This is a genomic window from Paraburkholderia nodosa DSM 21604, from assembly GCF_000519185.1.
In the GTDB taxonomy this organism is placed as follows: Bacteria; Pseudomonadota; Gammaproteobacteria; order Burkholderiales; family Burkholderiaceae; genus Paraburkholderia; species Paraburkholderia nodosa.
This window is the reverse complement of sequence record NZ_JAFA01000006.1, coordinates 201,550-220,266: the sequence shown is the minus strand read 5'-3', so window position 1 is coordinate 220,266 and position 18,717 is coordinate 201,550. Positions and strand designations below refer to the sequence as shown.

Annotated in this window: 16 protein-coding genes; 10 read left to right on the top strand and 6 right to left on the bottom strand. The window is 66.6% G+C overall.

Features of this window, described 5'->3' with window-relative positions:
• From A3CW_RS0111025 to A3CW_RS45930, 5 genes are all read left to right on the top strand, one after another.
• Window positions 1–1,188, top strand: a complete 1,188-nt coding sequence (locus tag A3CW_RS0111025; RefSeq protein WP_028203617.1) for an acyl-CoA dehydrogenase family protein — start codon at window positions 1–3, stop codon at window positions 1,186–1,188.
• A 41-nt stretch (window positions 1,189–1,229) separates the two neighbouring features.
• The gene (locus A3CW_RS0111020; RefSeq protein WP_028203616.1) at window positions 1,230–1,646 is read left to right on the top strand and encodes a RidA family protein; all 417 of its coding nucleotides are present in this window, start codon (window positions 1,230–1,232) and stop codon (window positions 1,644–1,646) included.
• Between the two features lie 52 nt (window positions 1,647–1,698).
• Window positions 1,699–3,336, top strand: a complete 1,638-nt coding sequence (locus tag A3CW_RS0111015) for an AMP-binding protein (protein ID WP_028203615.1) — start codon at window positions 1,699–1,701, stop codon at window positions 3,334–3,336.
• 78 nt (window positions 3,337–3,414) lie between these two features.
• Window positions 3,415–3,831, top strand: a complete 417-nt coding sequence (locus A3CW_RS0111010; RefSeq protein WP_245623600.1) for a helix-turn-helix domain-containing protein — start codon at window positions 3,415–3,417, stop codon at window positions 3,829–3,831.
• Window positions 3,828–5,063 (top strand): type II toxin-antitoxin system HipA family toxin, encoded by a 1,236-nt coding sequence (locus tag A3CW_RS45930; RefSeq protein ID WP_028203613.1) that lies wholly within the window; start codon window positions 3,828–3,830, stop codon window positions 5,061–5,063. The genes A3CW_RS0111010 and A3CW_RS45930 overlap by 4 nt, the downstream gene beginning before the upstream one ends.
• A gap of 37 nt (window positions 5,064–5,100) precedes the next feature.
• On the opposite strand, the gene A3CW_RS0111000 is transcribed toward A3CW_RS45930, so the two are convergent.
• On the bottom strand, window positions 5,101–7,791 hold the full coding sequence (locus A3CW_RS0111000) for an ATP-dependent Clp protease ATP-binding subunit (protein ID WP_028203612.1): 2,691 nt from the start codon (window positions 7,789–7,791) through the stop codon (window positions 5,101–5,103).
• A gap of 200 nt (window positions 7,792–7,991) precedes the next feature.
• Window positions 7,992–9,089 carry an AI-2E family transporter YdiK gene (gene ydiK / locus A3CW_RS0110995; protein WP_028203611.1) on the bottom strand — a complete coding sequence of 366 codons (1,098 nt, stop codon included), beginning with the start codon at window positions 9,087–9,089 and terminating at the stop codon, window positions 7,992–7,994.
• Window positions 9,090–9,247: 158 nt separating this feature from the next.
• On the opposite strand from ydiK, the gene surE reads away from it, so the two are divergent.
• Window positions 9,248–10,036: a 5'/3'-nucleotidase SurE gene (gene surE / locus A3CW_RS0110990; protein WP_028203610.1), complete on the top strand. Its 789-nt coding sequence runs from the start codon at window positions 9,248–9,250 to the stop codon at window positions 10,034–10,036.
• 24 nt (window positions 10,037–10,060) lie between these two features.
• On the opposite strand, the gene A3CW_RS0110985 is transcribed toward surE, so the two are convergent.
• Both A3CW_RS0110985 and A3CW_RS0110980 read right to left on the bottom strand, forming a co-directional pair.
• Entirely contained in the window at window positions 10,061–10,498 is a 438-nt protein-coding gene (locus A3CW_RS0110985) for an acyl-CoA thioesterase (protein WP_028203609.1), read from the bottom strand.
• Between the two features lie 33 nt (window positions 10,499–10,531).
• Window positions 10,532–11,122, bottom strand: a complete 591-nt coding sequence (locus A3CW_RS0110980; RefSeq protein ID WP_028203608.1) for a BPSL1445 family SYLF domain-containing lipoprotein — start codon at window positions 11,120–11,122, stop codon at window positions 10,532–10,534.
• 464 nt (window positions 11,123–11,586) lie between these two features.
• On the opposite strand from A3CW_RS0110980, the gene A3CW_RS0110975 reads away from it, so the two are divergent.
• From A3CW_RS0110975 to A3CW_RS53045, 4 genes are all read left to right on the top strand, one after another.
• Entirely contained in the window at window positions 11,587–11,958 is a 372-nt protein-coding gene (locus tag A3CW_RS0110975; protein ID WP_028203607.1) for a DUF2946 domain-containing protein, read from the top strand.
• Window positions 11,959–12,150: 192 nt separating this feature from the next.
• Window positions 12,151–14,454, top strand: coding sequence for a TonB-dependent receptor (locus tag A3CW_RS0110970; protein WP_154677906.1), 2,304 nt, complete (start codon window positions 12,151–12,153; stop codon window positions 14,452–14,454).
• Between the two features lie 101 nt (window positions 14,455–14,555).
• The gene (locus A3CW_RS0110965; protein ID WP_028203605.1) at window positions 14,556–16,085 is read left to right on the top strand and encodes a PepSY-associated TM helix domain-containing protein; all 1,530 of its coding nucleotides are present in this window, start codon (window positions 14,556–14,558) and stop codon (window positions 16,083–16,085) included.
• A 117-nt stretch (window positions 16,086–16,202) separates the two neighbouring features.
• Complete coding sequence (locus tag A3CW_RS53045) at window positions 16,203–16,574, top strand: hypothetical protein (RefSeq protein ID WP_028203604.1); 372 nt, start codon at window positions 16,203–16,205, stop codon at window positions 16,572–16,574.
• 88 nt (window positions 16,575–16,662) lie between these two features.
• Here A3CW_RS53045 and A3CW_RS0110955 read toward each other — a convergent pair whose 3' ends face one another.
• Both A3CW_RS0110955 and A3CW_RS0110950 read right to left on the bottom strand, forming a co-directional pair.
• Window positions 16,663–17,373 (bottom strand): SDR family NAD(P)-dependent oxidoreductase, encoded by a 711-nt coding sequence (locus A3CW_RS0110955; protein WP_028203603.1) that lies wholly within the window; start codon window positions 17,371–17,373, stop codon window positions 16,663–16,665.
• 101 nt (window positions 17,374–17,474) lie between these two features.
• Entirely contained in the window at window positions 17,475–18,416 is a 942-nt protein-coding gene (locus A3CW_RS0110950; RefSeq protein ID WP_051481378.1) for a sterol desaturase family protein, read from the bottom strand.
• Window positions 18,417–18,717 lie beyond the last annotated feature (301 nt).

Below are 18,717 nucleotides of genomic sequence, written 5' to 3'. Positions count from 1 at the left end.
TTGAACGCTGCCGTTGAAACCAACCTCCACGACGCGCTCGCGTGGCCGTTCTTCGAAGACCGCCATCGCGCGCTCGGCGCGGGAATCGAGACGTGGGCGCGTGAGCATCTCGCGCACGTGCAGCACGACGATGTCGATGCGACCTGCCGCGCGCTCGTGCGCAAGCTGGGCGATGCCGGCTGGCTGCGCTACGGCGTGGGCGGCACCGCTTACGGCGGCCATGGCGACACGATCGACACGCGCGCCGTCTGCCTGCTGCGCGAAACGCTCGCGAAGCACTCGGGCCTCGCCGACTTCGCGCTCGCCATGCAGGGCCTCGGCTCCGGCGCCATCTCGCTGGCCGGCGACGAAGCGCAAAAGTCGCGCTATCTGCCGCGCGTAGCACGCGGCGAAGCGATTGCCGCGTTTGCGCTCTCCGAACCGGAAGCGGGCTCCGACGTCGCCGCGATGGCGCTCGCCGCACGCGCCGAGGGCGACGACTACGTGCTCGACGGCGAAAAAACGTGGATTTCGAACGGCGGCATCGCCGACTTCTACGTGGTGTTCGCCCGCACCGGCGAAGCGCCGGGCTCGCGCGGCATCAGCGCGTTCGTGGTCGATGCCGACACCGCCGGGCTCGAAATCGCCGAACGCATCGACGTGATCGCGCCGCATCCGCTCGCGCGCCTGCGCTTCACCGGCGCACGCGTGAAGCGCAGCCAGATGCTCGGCGCGCCGGGCGAAGGCTTCAAGATCGCCATGCGCACGCTCGATATTTTCCGCACCTCGGTGGCCGCGGCTTCGCTCGGCTTCGCGCGCCGCGCGATGGCCGAAGGACTCGCGCGCGCCGCTTCGCGCAAGATGTTCGGCCAGACGCTCGGCGATTTTCAGTTGACCCAGGCAAAGCTCGCACAAATGGCGCTCACCATCGACAGCAGCGCCCTGCTCGTCTATCGCGCGGCGTGGCTGCGCGACCAGGGCGAAAGCGTGACGCGCGAAGCCGCCATGGCGAAGTGGCATGCAAGCGAAGGCGCGCAGCAGGTGATCGATGCGGCCGTGCAACTTTGGGGCGGCATGGGCGTGCAAAGCGGCAACATTGTCGAGTCGCTCTACCGCGAGATTCGCTCGCTGCGCATTTACGAAGGTGCGACCGAGGTGCAGCAGCTCATCGTCGGGCGTGACTTGCTCAAGGCATACAACGCCGCGTAAGCGTGTGCTGCGCGACGTCTCTCTACGGAACCGGACGAAACATGAAACAAGCCTTTCTTCCCGCAGGCTGGGTCAAGCCGCGCGGGTATGCCAACGGCGTCGCCGCTACCGGCACGCAGGTCTATATCGCCGGCCAGATCGGCTGGGACGAGAACGCGCGCTTCACGAGCCGCGAATTCGGCGCGCAGGCCGTGCAGGCGTTGCGCAATATCGTCGCCGTTCTCGAAACCGCGGGCGGCAGGCCCGAGCACCTCGTGCGCATGACCTGGTACGTCACCGACAAGAAGGAGTACCTGGCATCGCTGAAGGAAATTGGCGCCGCGTTTCGCGAGCTGATTGGCGACTACGACATCGCCATGAGCGCGGTGCAGGTGGTTGCGCTCATGGAAGACGACGCCAAAGTGGAAATCGAAGCGACCGCCGTGATTCCCGACGACGCGCGTCTCACGCGCCGATAGACCGCCGCCCACGCAATAGAACGATCAGCTCATACAGACAGCCGGAGACGCCATGCAACCCACCGCCCATGTCGATACGTTCGCACGCGATCATCTGCCGCCCGAGTCGCAGTGGCCCGACATGCTGCTCGACAATCCCGACGTTGCCTACCCTGCGCGCATGAATTGCGCGGTCGAGCTGCTGGACCGCGCGATCGAGGCCGGGCACGGCGAGCGCCCGGCCATCTGGTCGGACATCGACGGCAAGCCGCAAGCCACCACGTACGCCGAACTGCTCGCGCTCGTCAATCGCAGCGCCCGCGTGCTGGTGGAAGACATGGGGCTGCAACCGGGCAACCGCGTCCTGTTGCGCGGGCCGAACACGCTGCAAATGGCCGTGGCGTTTCTCGCGTCGCTCAAGGCAGGGCTCGTGGTGATACCCACCATGCCGCTCTTGCGCGCGAAGGAGCTCAAGCAGATCGCAGACAAGGCGCAGGTGTGCGCGGCACTGTGCGACGTGCGGCTCACTGAAGAACTCGCGCGCTGCATGGACCCCGCCGACGAGTTCTTTTGCGTAGGCATCAAGCAGGTCTGCTATTTTCACGACACGGCGCCGGGCACGCTGGAAGCGCTCGCGGCAGGCAAGCCCACCGACTTCACGGCCTGCGACACGGCCAGCAACGACGTCTGCCTGATCGCCTTCACGAGCGGGACGACAGGCATGCCCAAGGGCTGCATGCACTTTCACCGCGACGTGATCGCGATGTGCGACCTGTTCCCGCGCCACATCCTGAAGCCCACAGCCGAGGACGTGTTCTGCGGCACGCCGCCGCTCGCGTTCACGTTCGGGCTGGGCGGGCTGCTGTGTTTTCCGCTGCGCGTCGGCGCGTCGACGGTGCTGATCGAAAAACTCACGCCGGCGCTGCTGCTCGACACGATCCAGCGTTTTCACGCGACCATCGTCTTCACCGCGCCCACGTTCTACCGGCAGATGGCGGCGCTCGTCACGCAGTACGACCTGGCCAGCCTGCGCAAGACGGTATCCGCCGGAGAAGCCCTGCCGCAGGCCACGCGCGATCTATGGCGCGACGCGACGGGCATCGAGATGATCGACGGCATTGGCGGCACTGAGCTGATTCATATCTTCGTCTCGTCCGCGGGCGCCGATGTGCGCCCCGGCTCGATCGGCCGCGCGGTGCCTGGCTACGTCGTGCAGGCGCTGGACAATGACCTGCAGCCGGTGCCGCCCGGCGTGACGGGCAATCTCGCCGTGCGCGGCCCGACCGGCTGCCGCTACCTCGCCGACGAACGCCAGGCCGTGTTCGTGCGCGGCGGCTGGAACCTGCCCGGCGACGCCGTATCCATCGACGCCGACGGCTATGTGTTCTATCAGGCCCGCTCCGACGACATGATCGTTTCGTCGGGCTACAACATCGCGGGGCCCGAAGTCGAGACGGTGCTCATGCAGCACCCCGCCGTGGCCGAGTGCGGCGTAACGGGCGTGCCCGACGAAGTGCGCGGCCAGGTGGTGAAGGCGTTCGTCGTCTTGCGCCCGGGCTTCAGCGCCGGCGACGCCCTGGTCACCGAGTTGCAGAACTTCGTGAAGAGCGCCGTGGCGGCGTACAAATATCCGCGCCTGATCGCTTTTATCGACGCGCTGCCGCGCACCGAGACCGGTAAGCTCAAGCGCTCGGCGTTGCGGTCGATGTGAAGCGGCGCGAGGCGGAAGAAATACTACGTAAACCGTTGAATCTTTAACGATTCTGCATCGCGCCCCTGACATGCCGATATGCGCAAAATCATGCGCATATCGGCATGTCAGCTGCAGCTTTGCGCAAGATTGTGCGCATTTTCCGCCACGGAATCCGGCTGCCTTGATGCGCAGAATTATGCGCAAAGTGCTCAATACCGGCCTATAATGCGCACCATGATGCGCAAAAAATCCGCGAACCTCTCGATCTCTAACGTCGAACGCCTGGCAGAAGGCCTGCGCGCGACGCGCCGCGAGCGCAAGCTGACCCAGCAGGCCCTCGCGGAGCAGGCGGGCGTCGCCCGCCGCACCGTCACGAACGCCGAACACGCAGGCAACGTCGGCGTACGCGAACTCTGCCGTCTCGTGAACGCGCTCGGCTATGAAGTCGTGCTTCGCCCCATGGATACCGTCATCCTCGAGGACCTGAACGACATATTCAGGGACGACGAATGACTGCCAGCGCCGCATTCGACCTCGAGAGGCTCCTGCGCGAAATCCGCAACCTGGAAGTCCATACACCGCAGGGACCGAGCGGTCTGCTCGCGCGCGAAAGCCGCTTCGTCTTCAATTACGGGGACGCGCCGGACACGGCCGCCGTCTCGCTCACCATGCCGGTGCGGCGCCAGAGTTATGCGAGCGGCGACCTGATGGGCGTCTTCGCGATGAACCGGCCGGAGGGCTACCTGCGCTTCGTCATCGAGGAACGGCTCGCGCGTTACGGCGCGCCGAGCGACATGTTCCTGCTCTTTCTCGCCGGCACCAATCAGATCGGGCGGCTCACCTATTCCGTGCCGGGAGAGCGCGTGCCGCAAAGCGACGGCGAGCGTCTGGACGAATTGCTTTCCTCGCCGTCGGGGCGGTTGTTCGAGCGCCTGATCGACCGCTACGCGCTCGGCTCAGGCATTTCCGGCGTGCAGCCAAAGGCGGTCGTTCCGCTCGCCGCAGAAACCGCCTCGCGCCCCGCCGAGCACACGGCACTGCCCCTGCGCACGGTGATCGTGAAGGCCGAAGGCGACGACTTCCCCGGACTCGCGCGCAACGAATACTTCTGCATGTCGGTGGCGAAAGAGGCGGCGCTCGAAGTCCCCGACTTCTGGCTTTCCGAAGACGGCAAGCTCTTCGTCATGTCACGTTTCGACCGCGAACCGAACGGCACGCCCATCGGATTCGAGGACATGAGCGTGCTCACCGGCAAGGCCAAGTACGAGGGCAGCTACGAGATGATCGCCAAGGCCGTGGACATCTATACGCGCTCGGACCCGGCGCAGAAACGCCGCCTGTTCGAGCGCATCGCCCTCTCGTGCCTGTTGCGCGACGGCGATGCCCACATGAAGAACCTGGGAATCCTCTATATCGATCCGACCGGGCCGCGCCGTCTCGCTCCGGTGTTCGACGTGGTCTGCACGGACATCTACCCGGATCTCGACGGGCGCATGGCGCTCAGCCTCAACCGGAGCAAGACGTTCCCGCTGCCGGCGGAACTCCATGCCTTCGCCCGGCGCCTCGGCCTGCGGCAGTCCGAAGGCGAGGACATCATGAGCCGCCTGCACGGCGCCTATCTCACGGTTGCCGAGCGCTTCGGCGAGGACCGGCGATTCCACGAGGGCGACCTGCTCGCCAGGATCCGGCGGGCCGTCGAACGTCCGGGCGTCAAACCCGTCTCGCGCCCGAAGCTGGTGCGCTAGGCGCGCGAGCACGGGCAACGCCGCCCGGCCGCCCGCATCAGCCTTCGCCCGCCCCCTGCAACGCGAATGCCATGCGTTTGCCCGCCGCGTCGTAACGGCATACGACTTTGGCGCCCTCTTTCACGCCGCCCTTGAGCATTTCCTTCGCCAGTTCGTTCTCCACCGCCTGCTGCATCTTGCGCTTCAACTCACGCGCACCGAATTCCGGCCGATACCCCTCCGCCGCGAGGTAATCGATCACGCTGTCGTCGAACGTCAGGTCGATGTCCTGGCTGCGCGCCATCCGCCGGACCTGTTCGAGCTGCAGCCGCACGATCGAGCGCAGCTCGTCGCTGGTGAGCGGCTGGAACATGATGATCTCGTCGATGCGATTCAGGAACTCGGGCCGGAAATGCTGGCGCAACTCGCCCATCACGGCGCCCTGCATCGACCCTTCGGCGCTCGAGAGGAACCCCGGCCCCGAGCGCTTTTGCCCCGAGACCACGTCGGAACCGAGATTGCTCGTCGCAATCACGACCGTATTGCTGAAGTCGACCACACGCCCCTTGCCGTCGGTGAGCCGGCCGTCGTCGAACACCTGCAGCAGCACGTTGTAGACGTCGGAATGCGCTTTCTCGATTTCGTCGAGCAGGATCACGCAATAGGGGCGGCGGCGCACCTTCTCGGTCAACTGGCCGCCTTCGTCATAGCCGACGTAACCCGGCGGCGAGCCGATCAGCCGCGACACGGCGTGGCGCTCCATGTACTCGCTCATGTCGATGCGCACGATGGCGTCTTCGTCGCCGAACACCACTTCGGCCAGCGCCTTCGCAAGCTCCGTCTTGCCGACGCCGGTCGGCCCGAGGAACAGGAAGACCGCCGTGGGCCGGCGGCCGCGCCGCAGCCCGGCGCGCGAACGGCGCACCGCATCGCTGACCGCGACGATGGCCTGCTCCTGGCCGATCACGCGCTCATGCAGCCGCTTTTCCATTTCGAGCAGCCGCGTGCGCTCCTCGGCGGTCAGTTGCGTAACCGGCACGCCCGTGAGCTTCGAGACGATCTCCGCGACGTCTTCGCTCGTCACGTCGGAGGTCACGGTGCCGAGCTGCCCTTTCCAGTCACCGGTGGCCTGCGTGAGCGCCTTTTCCTTGTCGGCAATCGGCTCGTCCAGCGTATGGGCGCGCTCGAAGTTCTTGCGCGTCGCCGCGTAGTCCTGCTCGCGCCGCAACTGCGCCAGCTCCGCTTCGAGTTCGAGGATCGCCGCCGGCCGCGAAGTGGCCGAAAGATGCACGCGCGCCGCCGCCTGGTCGACCAGGTCGATGGCCTTGTCGGGCAGGAAGCGCCCCATCACATAGCGGTCCGACAGCTCGGCCGCCGACACGAGCGCGTCATCGCGAATGGTGACGTGGTGATGCACCTCGAGCTTGTCGCGCAAACCGCGCAGGATGTTGATCGTCTGATCGACGCTCGGCTCGGAGACGAACACGGGCTGAAAGCGCCGCTCGAGCGCCGCGTCTTTCTCGATGTACTTCTGGTACTCGGAGAGCGTCGTCGCACCGATCAGGTTCAGTTCGCCGCGCGCCATGGCCGGCTTGAAGACATTGGCGATGTCGAGCCCGCCCTCGCCGCCGCCCTGGCCCGCGCCGACGATCATGTGCACTTCGTCGATGAAGAGCACGAGGCTTTCGCGCTGCGCCGAGATTTCCTCCATCACGCCCTTCACGCGCTCTTCGAATTCGCCGCGATACTTCGCGCCCGCGATCAGCCCGTTGACGTTCAGCTCGACGAGCCGCCGCCCGCGCAGCGATTCGGGCACGTCGCCGTTGAGCATGCGTTGCGCGAGGCCTTCGGCGATCGCGGTCTTGCCCACACCCGGTTCGCCGATCAGCACCGGATTGTTCTTGCGCCGGCGCGCGAGCACTTCCACCACGGTCTCGATCTCGCTCGAACGGCCGATCACGGGGTCGAGCTTGCCCTCGCTCGCGAGCGCGGTGAGATCGCGGCTGTATTGGTCGAGTTGCGGCGTCGTGCTCGGCCCCTTCGCGGCAGGACGCTCGCGTTTGTCGCCCTGGGCCTCCACGAGCCGCTGCAGCACCTTCTGGGGCGTGACGCCGTAGCGGCCCAGCAGATGGCCCGCGAAGCTTTCCGGCACCTGTGTGAGCCCGAAGAGCAAATGCTCGGGCGCGACGTAGCTGTGCCCCAGTTCGCGCGACACGAGAAACGCGCGGTCGAGCGCGCCCTTCAGGCGCGGCGAGACGCCGATGCGGCCGTCCTCGGGCGCGGTCGCGCCTTCGCGCTTTTGCGCATTGGCGTCGATGAACGCGCGCACATCGTCGGGCTGAATGCCGAGACGCTTGAGGATCGCCGCGCCTGCGTCGTTGCCCGCGAGTTCGTAAAGCAGATGCTCGGTATCGACCTCGCGCCGCCCGAACTGCACCGCCCGCTCCGCCGCGCGCTGGAGCAATTCACGCGCCACGTCGCTGAAATAGCGTTCGACGACGGCGCCGTCGCCCGCTTCCATGGCTTGTGGCGCAGGTTCGGCCGCCGGGCCGCCGGCATCGTCCGCGCCGTCTGCCTGTTGCGAGGCGCGAAACAGCGCCTCCAGCGGGCTCAAGGTGCGCTGATGCCGTGTGAGCTGTGCGTAGTGATAGTCGCAGACATCGAGAAAACGCCGCCTGCCGTCCTGCAACACGGCGACCCGCACCGTAGCGGGGCGCACGCCGCAGATATCGCAGTTGAACTGAGCCATTTCGTCTCCTTGGAAGCGCTGCGCAGCGCGCGCGGATGCGCTACCCGCGACCAGGAATGGCACGAGGCATGCCCGCGCGAGCGCCGCATGAATGCTCTAACGAATGCCGAAGCGAAGTTCAGACGTCATCGTAACGTCGAATCGAACTGCGCGTCGTCAAGAGGAGACGTTTGCTAATCGATGGCGTTGCCTGCGCGGCGTCAAACGTCCTGGCGGGCAGCCGGGCTGGACGCCCCGCGGGCTTGCGCCGCCGGGTCGCGTATCCAGGCGCTCAGCAAGGTGGACGAAACGGCGAGGATCACCGGCCCGATGAAGAGCCCGACGATGCCGAAGGCGAACAAGCCGCCGAGCACGCCGGAGAGAATCAGCAGCATCGGCAGATTGACGCCGCGCCGGATCAGCACCGGACGCACGAGGTTGTCGAGCATGGCGACCATCACGGACCACACCGCGAGCAGGATGGCCGTGACATGCGCGTCGTGCACGAACAGCCAGATCACGCCGCCGAGCAGCGGCAACGTCGGGCCGATCTGCGCGAGACACAGCATAAGCATCACGGCCGTGAGCACGCCCGCGCCCGGCACCCCGGCCACCCACAGACCGATGCCGCCGAGCGCCGACTGCAGGATCGCCGTCACGACGATGCCGAGCGCCACGGCGCGAACCGAAGCGCCCGCGAGCTTGACGGCCTGCTCGCCATAGGCGGGCGCCACGCGAATGGCGAAGCGCGTGACATAGTCGGCGGCATGCTCGCCGTTGCTGTACAAAATGCCCGTGATGATGACGGTGATGAACATGTGCATGACGAACACGCCCACTGAGGCCGCGTGGCCGATCAACCAGTGCGCCGCGATCGAAACGTACGGTTCGAGCTGCGCGAGCAGACCGCCGGGGCCGGCGTCCGAAAACTCTTGCCACTTGCCGGCAATGCGAGAGCCAACCACGGGAATGTCGCTGACCCACTGCGGCGGCGCGGTCAACGTATAGTCGGGCAGCTTGCGGATCAGTTCCATGATCTCGCCGCCGTGCAACGCGAGCGTCGAGATGGCTTCATAGAGCGGCAGCACGATCACGACCAGAAGGATCAGAAGCATGACGAGCGTGGCGAGCCAGCGGCGATTGCCGCAGCGCCGCTCGATGGCTTTCATGGCGGGCCAGGTCGCGACGACGATGGTCGTGGCCCAGATCAGCCCCGGCAGGAATGGGCGCATGACGTAGAGGCTGCCGATCGTCAGCGCGCAGAGTATGGCAACAACGAAAAGGATGCGGGCTAGGTCCGGCGTGGCTTGCGGCTTCACGTACTTCTCCTCACGGCAGGGCGCGCCTGATGGCGCCGACGCGCTAGTCTATATCGGATAGGCTACGAATCCCTTTTAAAAGTCCCGCACGACTGCCGCCCGGAACGCACTCTGGAATAATGGCCCTTTCCCGACCTTGCAACGAAGAAGAGCCAGCCATGACCGCAACCGATACGAAACTGCCCTGCGTGCTCCTCACCAACGACGACGGCATCGACGCGCCCGGCCTCGCCGTGCTCGAAGCCGTGGCCGCCGAACTCGCGCACGAAGTCTGGGTCGTCGCGCCCGAGCACGACCAGAGCGGCACCTCGCACTCGATCAGCCTGCATACGCCGCTGCGCGTGAGCCGGCGCGGCGCGCGGCGCTTCGGCGTGCTCGGCACGCCGGGCGATTGCGTGGTGATGGCGGTGCGCCAGCTTATGGGTGACGTGCGCCCTTCGCTCGTGCTTTCGGGCATCAACCGCGGCGGCAACCTCGGCGTGGAGACGATGTTCTCGGGCACGGTCGGTGCAGCCATGACCGGCCTGTTGCTCGGCCTGCCGTCCATCGCCTTGAGCCAGACCTTCCGCGACCGCGAGCGGGTGCGCTGGGACACCGCCCGCACACTCGCGCCGGACGTGATCCGCCGCCTCGCCGCCGTGGCGCATGACGCGCCCGTCTGCCTGAATGTGAATTTTCCCGATATCGACGCGAGCGCGGCGGGGCCGCTCACGGTCACGCGCCAGGGCGTCGGGCTCGTACAGGGCATCGACGTCGTGCCGCAGATCGACCCGCGCGGCGTGGACTACCACTGGCTGCGCTTCAATCGCGGCCCGCGCGAAAACGGGCCCGACAGCGAAACGGCCGTGGTGAACTCCGGCCGCGTTTCGGTCACGCCGCTGCATTTCGAGCGCACCGACGAAAAAACGTTCGTCACGTTGCAAGCGGCGCTGGGCGCTGGCGCCTGAACATGGCTCGATGATCAAACGCAATCAATCGCGCGCGGCGGCCGTCATCGCCCGCGCGATCGCATCGCGGATGTCCTCAGGAATGCCAATCGACTTGTGAGTGTCGAGCGAGGTGGTCACGATGGTCTGCCGTGCCGCCATGCGCAGCACGCCGTCCACGCCCGTGCAGGCCCACGCGAGCGTGAGCGACGCCCCGCCCAGGCGTTCGACGTCGAGCGAGAGCCAGACCTCGTCGCCCATCTTGCTGACCGCCTTGAAATCCACTTCGAGCCGCACGGTCGGCATGCCCACGCGGCGAGCGCCTATCACGCCGTGATAGCCCTCCTGCGGCAACAACTCGTCGATCCACGACTCGACGAGATCGTTGAAGAGGACGAAATACTGCGGATAGAACACGATCCCGGCGGGATCGCACTCCGAGAAGTGAATCTTGTGCTTGCGGCGGTAGGTGGGCGTCGCCATGCGTGTGTCTCCTTCCATGCCTGCGCGCCAGCGTCAGATGACGAGCCGCGACACCTTCACGCCTTCCAGCGACACCCCGGCCATGAGGCCCGCGTTGGTCAGCACGAAGGCTTCCACGGGGCTCGTCGCGGTCGAGGTATCGACGTTGCCGTTCGCGCCCACGGTGACGAGCGCGACCGTGGCGTCTGCGCCTGCCGACCAGCCCTGGCTGCTCGTGAAATCGTTGAGCGCGACCGGGTTCATGAACGCGAAGATGATGGCCTTGGACTGCGCGCCGATCTGCAGGCCGAACGAGCCCGCAATGGTGCTGTAGTAGCCCGTCGTGCGGCCATCCACGCGCAGCGCGCCGGTGCCGTACTGCCCGCCGATCCAGAAGCCTGCCGAGAGAACCTGCGGAAAGACGAGCACGCCGCTCGACTTCGAGATCAGCTCCTGCGACCCGCTCACCGTGCTGAAGAGGCGCGAGAGCGTGGCGTCGACGCCGGCGTCGATCGAATTGCGCTTCGCCGTGTTCTGCGAAGCGCTGTTCTGTGAGCCGAGCGGCGTTGTCGTGCAGCCGGCAAGCGCGAGGCCGCTGGCGGCGAGAGCGGCACTGGAGCTGAGAAGAAATTGACGTCGGCGCATTACGTGGTTTTCCTGTGCAAATGGGACTTCGGGTGCCCGCGCCGGCCCGATCGTGGGCAGCCGGGCCGCGCGCAAAGCGCTACAGGATAGCGCGCATGGCCGTCGCCGGTGCAATCCCGCAATCCGGCGCGTGGGCCCCGGCCGCCTGCGGCGGCCATGACCGCTCATCCTTGGGGGTATAGGACCATGCAGCAGGCATCGAGTTCGCGCGAAGATGTAAGGAAATCCCCAGCCCCGGGCGTTCGATGCAACGCAACAGCGTCCGCTTCCCAAATTCCTTCGATATCGCCAGGACGATCCCCGCCGCCTTGTGAACATGCCAGGGAGGTCTGTACCGGCATGCTGTTCCTGCGCCCACGGCCGCGACATCACACCGCGCTTATTGCCCCCCTCAAGGCGGCGGGACCGCATGCGCAAACGCGAAAGGCCGTGTTAGACTCCGCCGCGCAATCATTCTCATTCTCATGAATTCACGCAAGCATTCACTGCTGACCGCATGGCTTGGCCTCGTCGCCATGTGGCTCATCGTGCTTGCGCCGCTCGTGAGCCAGCTCGTCGCCGCGCAGCACGCGCACGAGCCGGATGCCACGCTCTGCTCGGCCATGCAGCCGGCGCAGGCCGGTAGCGCGCCGCATCTTTCGCATGACGATGCATTCGGCGCCTGCGGCTACTGCCATCTGCTCGAGCATCATGTGGTGATGCCTTCGGTCGCCGCGCCCGCTGCGCTTGCCGCCCTCGTGCTCGCGCGCGAGACGATCGCGCCGCCCGTCACCCACGACCTCCCCTTAGGCGCCTTCCCTTCGGGCAGGCCGCGCGCGCCACCCGTCCTTTCCTGAGTTACGCCTTCACCGGCCGGCCGATCGCGATCTGATTGCGTGCGAAGAGCACGCACGACGCGCGCGGCTGCTCGATTCCCGTTTTCAGGAAATCACCTCATGTCCACGCTCACCACGCGTGGCGCTGGCGTTCGCTCGCGCGAACGCGCAACGCCGCGCGCGCTGCGGCACGCCGGGCGCCTCGCGCTCGTCATGCTGCCGCGCGTCTTGCCGCTGCCTCTCGTTGCCCCCATCGCCGTTCATGCGGCCCAGGCTGCCGAGGCGCAACCGGCCGATGCTGCCTCGTCCGCCACGCTGCCCACCGTCAAGGTCAGCGCCACCGCTAGCGGCGCCGCGGCGCCCGCCGTCGACCCCAACCTGCCCGCGACGGTGGAAACCGTCACGCCCGCGCAGTTCGCGAACTGGAACGTCGTCAACACCGAGGACGTGCTCAAGTACCTGCCCAATCTCGCCGTGCGCAAGCGTTACGTGGGCGATCTGAACTCGATCATCGCCGTGCGCGGCACGAGCAATACGCAAAGCGCGCGCGGCCTCGTCTATGCCGACGGTCTGCTGCTCTCGAACCTGCTCGGCAACAGTTACAGTTTTCCGCCACGTTGGTCGATGGTGTTCCCCGACCAGATCCAGCAAGTAGATGTGATCTACGGGCCGTATTCCGCGCTCTATCCCGGCAACTCGCTCGGCGCCACCGTGCTCATCACCACGCGCATGCCGAAGGCGTTCGAAGCGAACGCGGACGTGAAGGCGTTCACCCAGCATTTCAGCCTCTACGGCGTGAACCAGAACTTCAACGGCAGCGAGATGAGTGCGTCGATCGGCGACCGCATCGGCAAGTTCTCGTATCTGCTTGGCGTGAACCACCTGGAGAACACGAGCCAGCCGCTGCAGTTCGCCACGCTTGCGCAGTCGACGAAACCCGCGCAGCCGGGCGACGTGCCCGTGCGTGGCGCCTACTTCTACAACAACCACACCAACACGCCCACGGTCGTGCTCGGCGTGAACGGCGAAGGCATGCAGCACACGGTGCAAGACCAGTTCAAGCTGCGCATGCAGTACGACTTCACGCCCACCGTGCAAGGCGGCGTGACGCTCGGCTACTGGCATCAGACTTATAACAACGCCACCTCGACCTTCCTTTACGATGCGAACGGCAACCCCGTGTACAGCGGCAAGGTGTCGATCAATGGCTACGAGTACACCATTCCCGCCGCCGCGTTCGCACCGAGCCGCGGCTGGAGCGAAAACTGGCTCTACGGTGCCACACTGCGCACGCATCAGGCCACCGGCTGGAATGCGGAAGCCGTTGCTTCGTACTACGACGTAAGCAACAGCGTGGGGCGCACGGCGAATGCCGGGGGACCCGGCAACGGCCCCGGCGTCATGACGCTCGGCGACGGCGCCGGCTGGAAGACGCTCGATCTCAAGACGACGTGGACGCCCGCCACCCCCGACGCCGGGCTCGCCGCCCACTGGCTGACGTTCGGCTATCACTACGACGACTACGCGCTCGACAACCGCACCTACAACACGCTCGCGTGGCGCGACGGCGGCGCGGACAGTTTCGCCAACGCCTTCGCGGGCAAGACCGAAACCCAGGCGCTCTACGCACAGGACGCCTGGCGCTTCCTGCCGCGCTGGAAGCTCGTGTACGGCGTGCGCTACGAGAACTGGCGCGCCTTCGACGGCTATCAGGCGCTCGGCAGCGTGAACGTGCCTTATGCGAACGTGGGCGACCATCACTTCTCGCCGAAGGCTTCGCTCTCGTTCGACGTGACCGACGACCTCACGCTGCGTGCATCGATTGCGCGCGCCTACCGCTTCCCGACTGTGAGCGAGCTGTTCCAGGGGCAGGTGAACGGCTCGTCCATCGTCAACAACAATCCGAATCTGCGCCCCGAGGACGATCTCTCGAAGGAACTGAGCGCCGAATGGGCGCACTGGAACGGCCTGTTCCGCCTGACGCTCTTTCAGGACGACGTAAAAAACACGATCTTCAGCCAGACCGATACGACGGTCATTCCGAACGTCACGAACTTCCAGAACATCGGCAAGGTGCGCTCGCGCGGCGTGGAAACGAGCTATCAGGGGGAAGACGTCATCCTGCGCGGGCTCGATCTCGCGGCGAGCGTGGCGTATACGCAGTCGAAGATTCTGGAGAACGCGCAGAATCCGGCAAGCGTCGGCAAGTACTTCTACCGCATTCCGCTGTGGCGCGCGAATCTCGTCGCGACCTACCGCTTCGATGCACGCTCCGCGCTCACGCTCGCCGCACGCTACTCGGGGCGCCAGTACAACACGCTCACGAACACGGACACGAATCCGAACGTATTCGGCGGCACGAGCACCTACACGGTCGCCGACGTGAAGTACACCTTCCGGCCGACGAAGAAGAGCGAGATAGGCGTGGGCATCGACAACCTGTTCGACGCGCGCTACTTCGTCTATCACCCGTATCCCGGCCGCACGTACTACGTCGAAGCGAAGCTCGGCATTTGAGCGGCGCGCTCGCGGCCTTCGCTTCCGTGCGCGTTTCCGTGCGCATTTTCGTCTGAATCATCCATGCATTCGAGCCTTGCCGGCTCGACAAGGAGTCCCCGATGTCCACCATCTCCGACCCGGTGAGCGCGCCGCCTGCCCGCGCGGTGCAGCCCGGCTACCGCACGCTGTGGCGCTGGCATTTTTACGCAGGCCTCTTCGTCATGCCCCTGCTGCTCGTGCTCGCCATTACGGGCACGATTTACTGCTTCCAGCCGCAGATCGAACCGCTGCTTTACCCGCATCGGCTGGTGGTCGCGCCGGCGGCTACACCGCGCCTGCCCGTGGACGCGCTGCTGGCCCGCGCGCGAACCGCGCTGCCGCCGGGCGCGCGTGCGCTGCGCGCGCACGTCGAGTCGAATCCCGCGCGCAGCGCCGAATTCGTTTTCGCTCTGCCCGGTGGGACCAAAGAGAGCGTCTACGTGAATCCTTACGATGGCGCGGTGCTCGGCACGCTCGACGTCGATCGACGCTTCATGCAGGTCGACCGCATGCTGCATCGCAAGCTTCTGCTCGGCAAGCCCGGCGAACTGCTCATGGAACTGGCCGCCTGCTGGACGCTCGTAATGCTCGCCACCGGCATCGCGCTCTGGTGGCCGGGCGCGGGCGCGTCGTGGCGCGCCGCGCTGCTGCCTCGCTTCGGCGCGCGCGGACGGCCGTTCTGGAAGAGCGTGCACGCGAGCGTCGGCATCTGGCTCGCCCTGGGCGCGCTCGCGTTCGTGCTGAGCGGCTTGCCGTGGACGGGCTCGTGGGGCAAGCAGTTCAAGGCGCTCGCCACGCGCGCGAGCCTCGGCGCGCCGCGCGGCGCGTGGGGCGGCGGCCTCGCGCTGAAGTCGGCCTTGCCGGGTGCGCCGGCCGCTGCCGCGGCAGCAGCAGCCAGCGGCGCAGCGGCGAACCCTCCCGCAGGCCACGCCGACCGACAGGAACACGGCGGAGAGCACGCGGGCCACGACATGGCGTCGATGCCGGGCATGGTGATGGACGACATGCCGCTACCGCTCGTGCCCTGGGCGGTCGGCGCGGTTCCCGTGCCGCACTCGCCCGACGCGTCCAGCGCACCGCAACACTGGACGCTCGCTCAGGTCGTCGCCCAGATGCGCGATCTCGGCGTGCGCGACGGCTACGACATCGTGCTGCCCGCCACGCCCGATGGCGTCTACACAGTCTCGTACTTTCCGCCCGATCCGAAAGCGGAGCGCACGGTGTATATCGACCAGTACAGCGGCGCCGTGCTCCGGGACATTCGCTATGAGGATTACGGCGCAGTTTCGCAAGCCATCTCCTATGGCACGTCGCTGCACATGGGCCGCTACTTCGGCCTCGCGAACCAGCTGATCTGTGCGGCGATCTCGCTGGGCCTCGGCGCGCTAGCGGTCACCGGCTTCGTGATGTGGTGGATGCGCCGTCCCGCGCGCGCGAAGGGCGCATCCAGCGCACCGGGCATGCTGGCCGCGCCGCCACGCGAGCGCGCCGCGCCCCCGCTGCGCGCCTGGAAGACCGGTCTCGTGCTCCTCGGCATCGTGTTTCCGCTGATGGGCGCGACGCTCGTGGCGGTCTGGCTGTTCGACCGCGCAGCCTTCCGACGCGCCTAGAAGCTGTCCTCTTGCCGGCATCGGCGGCCGCAGCGGCCCTGCGGTAATCTGTGGACACAATTGCGTCTGAACCTGGCTGCGCCAAACGGTTTCAAACGTAGATATGTGGAGATTATCGTGTTGCGGCTAATTTCAGCGCTAGGCGCGGCCGCGGTGCTCGCGGGCTGCGCGGTCGCGCCCTATCCCGGTTACCCGGGATACTACGGCTATGACTACGGCTACCCCTATTACTCGGGCTATCCGTACGCCTACGGTTACGACTACTACCCCGGCTATTTCGGCGGCGGCTATGGCGGCGTCGCCATCTGGGGCGGTGGCGGCGGATGCTGCTATCACCACGGCTGGCATGGCTGGCACGGCGGCGGCCATGGTGGCGGCTGGCACGGCGGCGGTGGGCACGGCGGCGGCGGGGGCTGGCATGGAGGCGGAGGCGGCACGTGGCAAGGCGGCGGCGGTGGCATGGGAGCCGGCGGCGGCCACGGCCACTAACGGACCGCCGCGCGATCACGGCGGGATCACAGCGGGACCGCTCTGCTGAAACGGCCGCCGCACCGTGTGCGCAGGCGCGGCGCCCCGCTTACACGCGCCCGTTCACGGGAATCAGCGCTCCGGTAATCGCCTGCGCGTCCGCGCCCAGCAAAAACGCGATCACCGTGGCGATCTCGCGCGGCTGCACCCAGCGCGTGAAATCGGCGTCCGGCATGTCGGCGCGGTTTGGCGGCGTGTCGATGATGCTCGGCAAAATCGCATTCACCGTCACACCCTTGTCCTTCAACTCTTCCGCGAGCGCTTCCGTCAAGCGCGCCACGCCCGCCTTCGACGCCGAATACGCGCCCATGCCGAGCCCCGCCTTGAGTCCCGCGCCCGCGCCGATGTTGACCACACGCCCCGCGCCGCTCTGCACGAGATAAGGCAGCGCAGCCTTCGAGGCATTGAGCGCCGTCTTCACGTTCAGATCGAACATCAAATCCCACGTGCGCGCGTCGCCGTCGTCGATGGTCTCCCACCGGAACGCGCCCGCCACGTTGACGACCGCATCGAGCCCGCCCAGCTTCCCGTGCAACGCGCCGAACGCAGTCTGGGCTGCGTTCGCGTCGACGAGATCGATGCCGCCCATGCACAGCGCGCCCGCGAGCGCGGCGGGCAGCGCCGCCGTTTCGGGGGCCGCGCCGCGGCCGATCAGCGCCACGCGCGCGCCGCGTTCGGCCAGCAATTGCGCGCTCGCCAAGCCCAGGCTGCCGAATCCGCCCGTCACCGCGACCACTTTGCCGTTCAAACCGTTTTCCATGCGCCTATTCCTCTCGTTGCTTCACTAACCTCAATTCGATGCGGCCCGCGCGACCGATGCTGGCGCCGCTGGCGCCACGTTACGCGAGACGCGACCTTCCATCAACCCGCGCTCGGGCGTCCGCGCCGGGCATCCGTGCGTACCGTGGCGAGCGCGTGCTGCTTGCGCAGGTTCTCCGTGGTGTCGCCGCCGCCGTCCGCGCGCCAGCCCGGCGGCAGGAAAACGTAGCGCACGGCGGTCCAGAGATTCTTCGCCATAAAGACGTCGCGTGCGAGCGTCGCCCAGTGCTCCAGTTCGACGACGAACGGATTGCGCGAGCGCACGGGCGTCACGAGCCCGTAGCGGCAAGGCTCATCGGCACGTTCCTGCACATAGGTGCCGAACAGGCGGTCGAAGATGATCAGGACTCCGCCATAGTTTGCATCGAGATAGTCGACGTTCGAGGCATGGTGCACGCGGTGGTTGGACGGCGTGTTGAACACGTACTCGAGCCAGCCGAGCTTCGGGATCCACGTGTTGTGCAGCCAGAACTGGTAGAGCAGGTTGAGCGAGAGGATGGCGAGCACGACTTCGGGCCGCACGCCGAGCCACACGAGCGGCGCGAAGAACATGGCCGGGCCGGTGAGCTTGCCGGTCCACCCCAACCGGTAGGCAGACGAAAGCGTCAACTGGTTCGGCGAATGGTGCACGGCATGCGTGGCCCAGAAGAAGCGGATGCGGTGCGACGCGCGGTGATACCAGTAATAGCAGAACTCCTGACCGATGAAGACCAGCAGCACGAGCGCAACCGTGTCGATATTCAGCGTGAAGAGCCGATGCTCCCACGCGAAATCCAGGATCGGCGCGGCGAGCGAAAGCGGCAGGAGCGCGAGGAGCTTGCGGCCCGCGAGGTCGGCGAGCGAAAGCCAAACCTCAGACCAATCGAAAGCCGCCTCGCCCGCTGCATCGCGGCGCTTCCTGAAGGTGAGCACGCACGCCTCGATCAGCGAGACGGCAACGACGAACAGCGTGACATACAACGCGAGTTTTCCTGTGGTGAGCATGATGGATCGTGTGCAATAGGCGCGTCTTGCGCGGTGAAGAAAGACGCGTGTTGCACGCAGGAGTCGCGGCGGCGCGTCGGATGAAGGGCACTGTAGTGGCGCGCAGCGGGAAAAACCACGCGCAAAGTATGTCGGGGTATGTCACGCGCCCGGCGCGCGAAACACGCCAATACGCCTGCCGCGCCGCGCGCGCGGGGAGGTCGCGCCAGAGGCCTCGCGGCATGTAACACGGCGACATGGTTTATGACGCGACTTGCGCAGGGCCCAGCCCTATAGTTCGTTCCGCTGACACGCCGCAGCG

Coding starts and splice junctions, on each gene's coding strand:
- A3CW_RS0111020 (WP_028203616.1), top strand. CDS start 1,230: ATGAAACAAGCCTTTCTTCCCGCAGGCTGGGTCAAGCCGCGCGGGTAT.
- A3CW_RS0111015 (WP_028203615.1), top strand. CDS start 1,699: ATGCAACCCACCGCCCATGTCGATACGTTCGCACGCGATCATCTGCCG.
- A3CW_RS0111010 (WP_245623600.1), top strand. CDS start 3,415: ATGCGCAAAATCATGCGCATATCGGCATGTCAGCTGCAGCTTTGCGCA.
- A3CW_RS45930 (WP_028203613.1), top strand. CDS start 3,828: ATGACTGCCAGCGCCGCATTCGACCTCGAGAGGCTCCTGCGCGAAATC.
- A3CW_RS0111000 (WP_028203612.1), bottom strand. CDS start 7,791: ATGGCTCAGTTCAACTGCGATATCTGCGGCGTGCGCCCCGCTACGGTG.
- surE (WP_028203610.1), top strand. CDS start 9,248: ATGACCGCAACCGATACGAAACTGCCCTGCGTGCTCCTCACCAACGAC.
- A3CW_RS0110985 (WP_028203609.1), bottom strand. CDS start 10,498: ATGGCGACGCCCACCTACCGCCGCAAGCACAAGATTCACTTCTCGGAG.
- A3CW_RS0110980 (WP_028203608.1), bottom strand. CDS start 11,122: ATGCGCCGACGTCAATTTCTTCTCAGCTCCAGTGCCGCTCTCGCCGCC.
- A3CW_RS0110975 (WP_028203607.1), top strand. CDS start 11,587: ATGAATTCACGCAAGCATTCACTGCTGACCGCATGGCTTGGCCTCGTC.
- A3CW_RS0110970 (WP_154677906.1), top strand. CDS start 12,151: ATGCTGCCGCGCGTCTTGCCGCTGCCTCTCGTTGCCCCCATCGCCGTT.
- A3CW_RS0110965 (WP_028203605.1), top strand. CDS start 14,556: ATGTCCACCATCTCCGACCCGGTGAGCGCGCCGCCTGCCCGCGCGGTG.
- A3CW_RS0110955 (WP_028203603.1), bottom strand. CDS start 17,373: ATGGAAAACGGTTTGAACGGCAAAGTGGTCGCGGTGACGGGCGGATTC.
- A3CW_RS0110950 (WP_051481378.1), bottom strand. CDS start 18,416: ATGCTCACCACAGGAAAACTCGCGTTGTATGTCACGCTGTTCGTCGTT.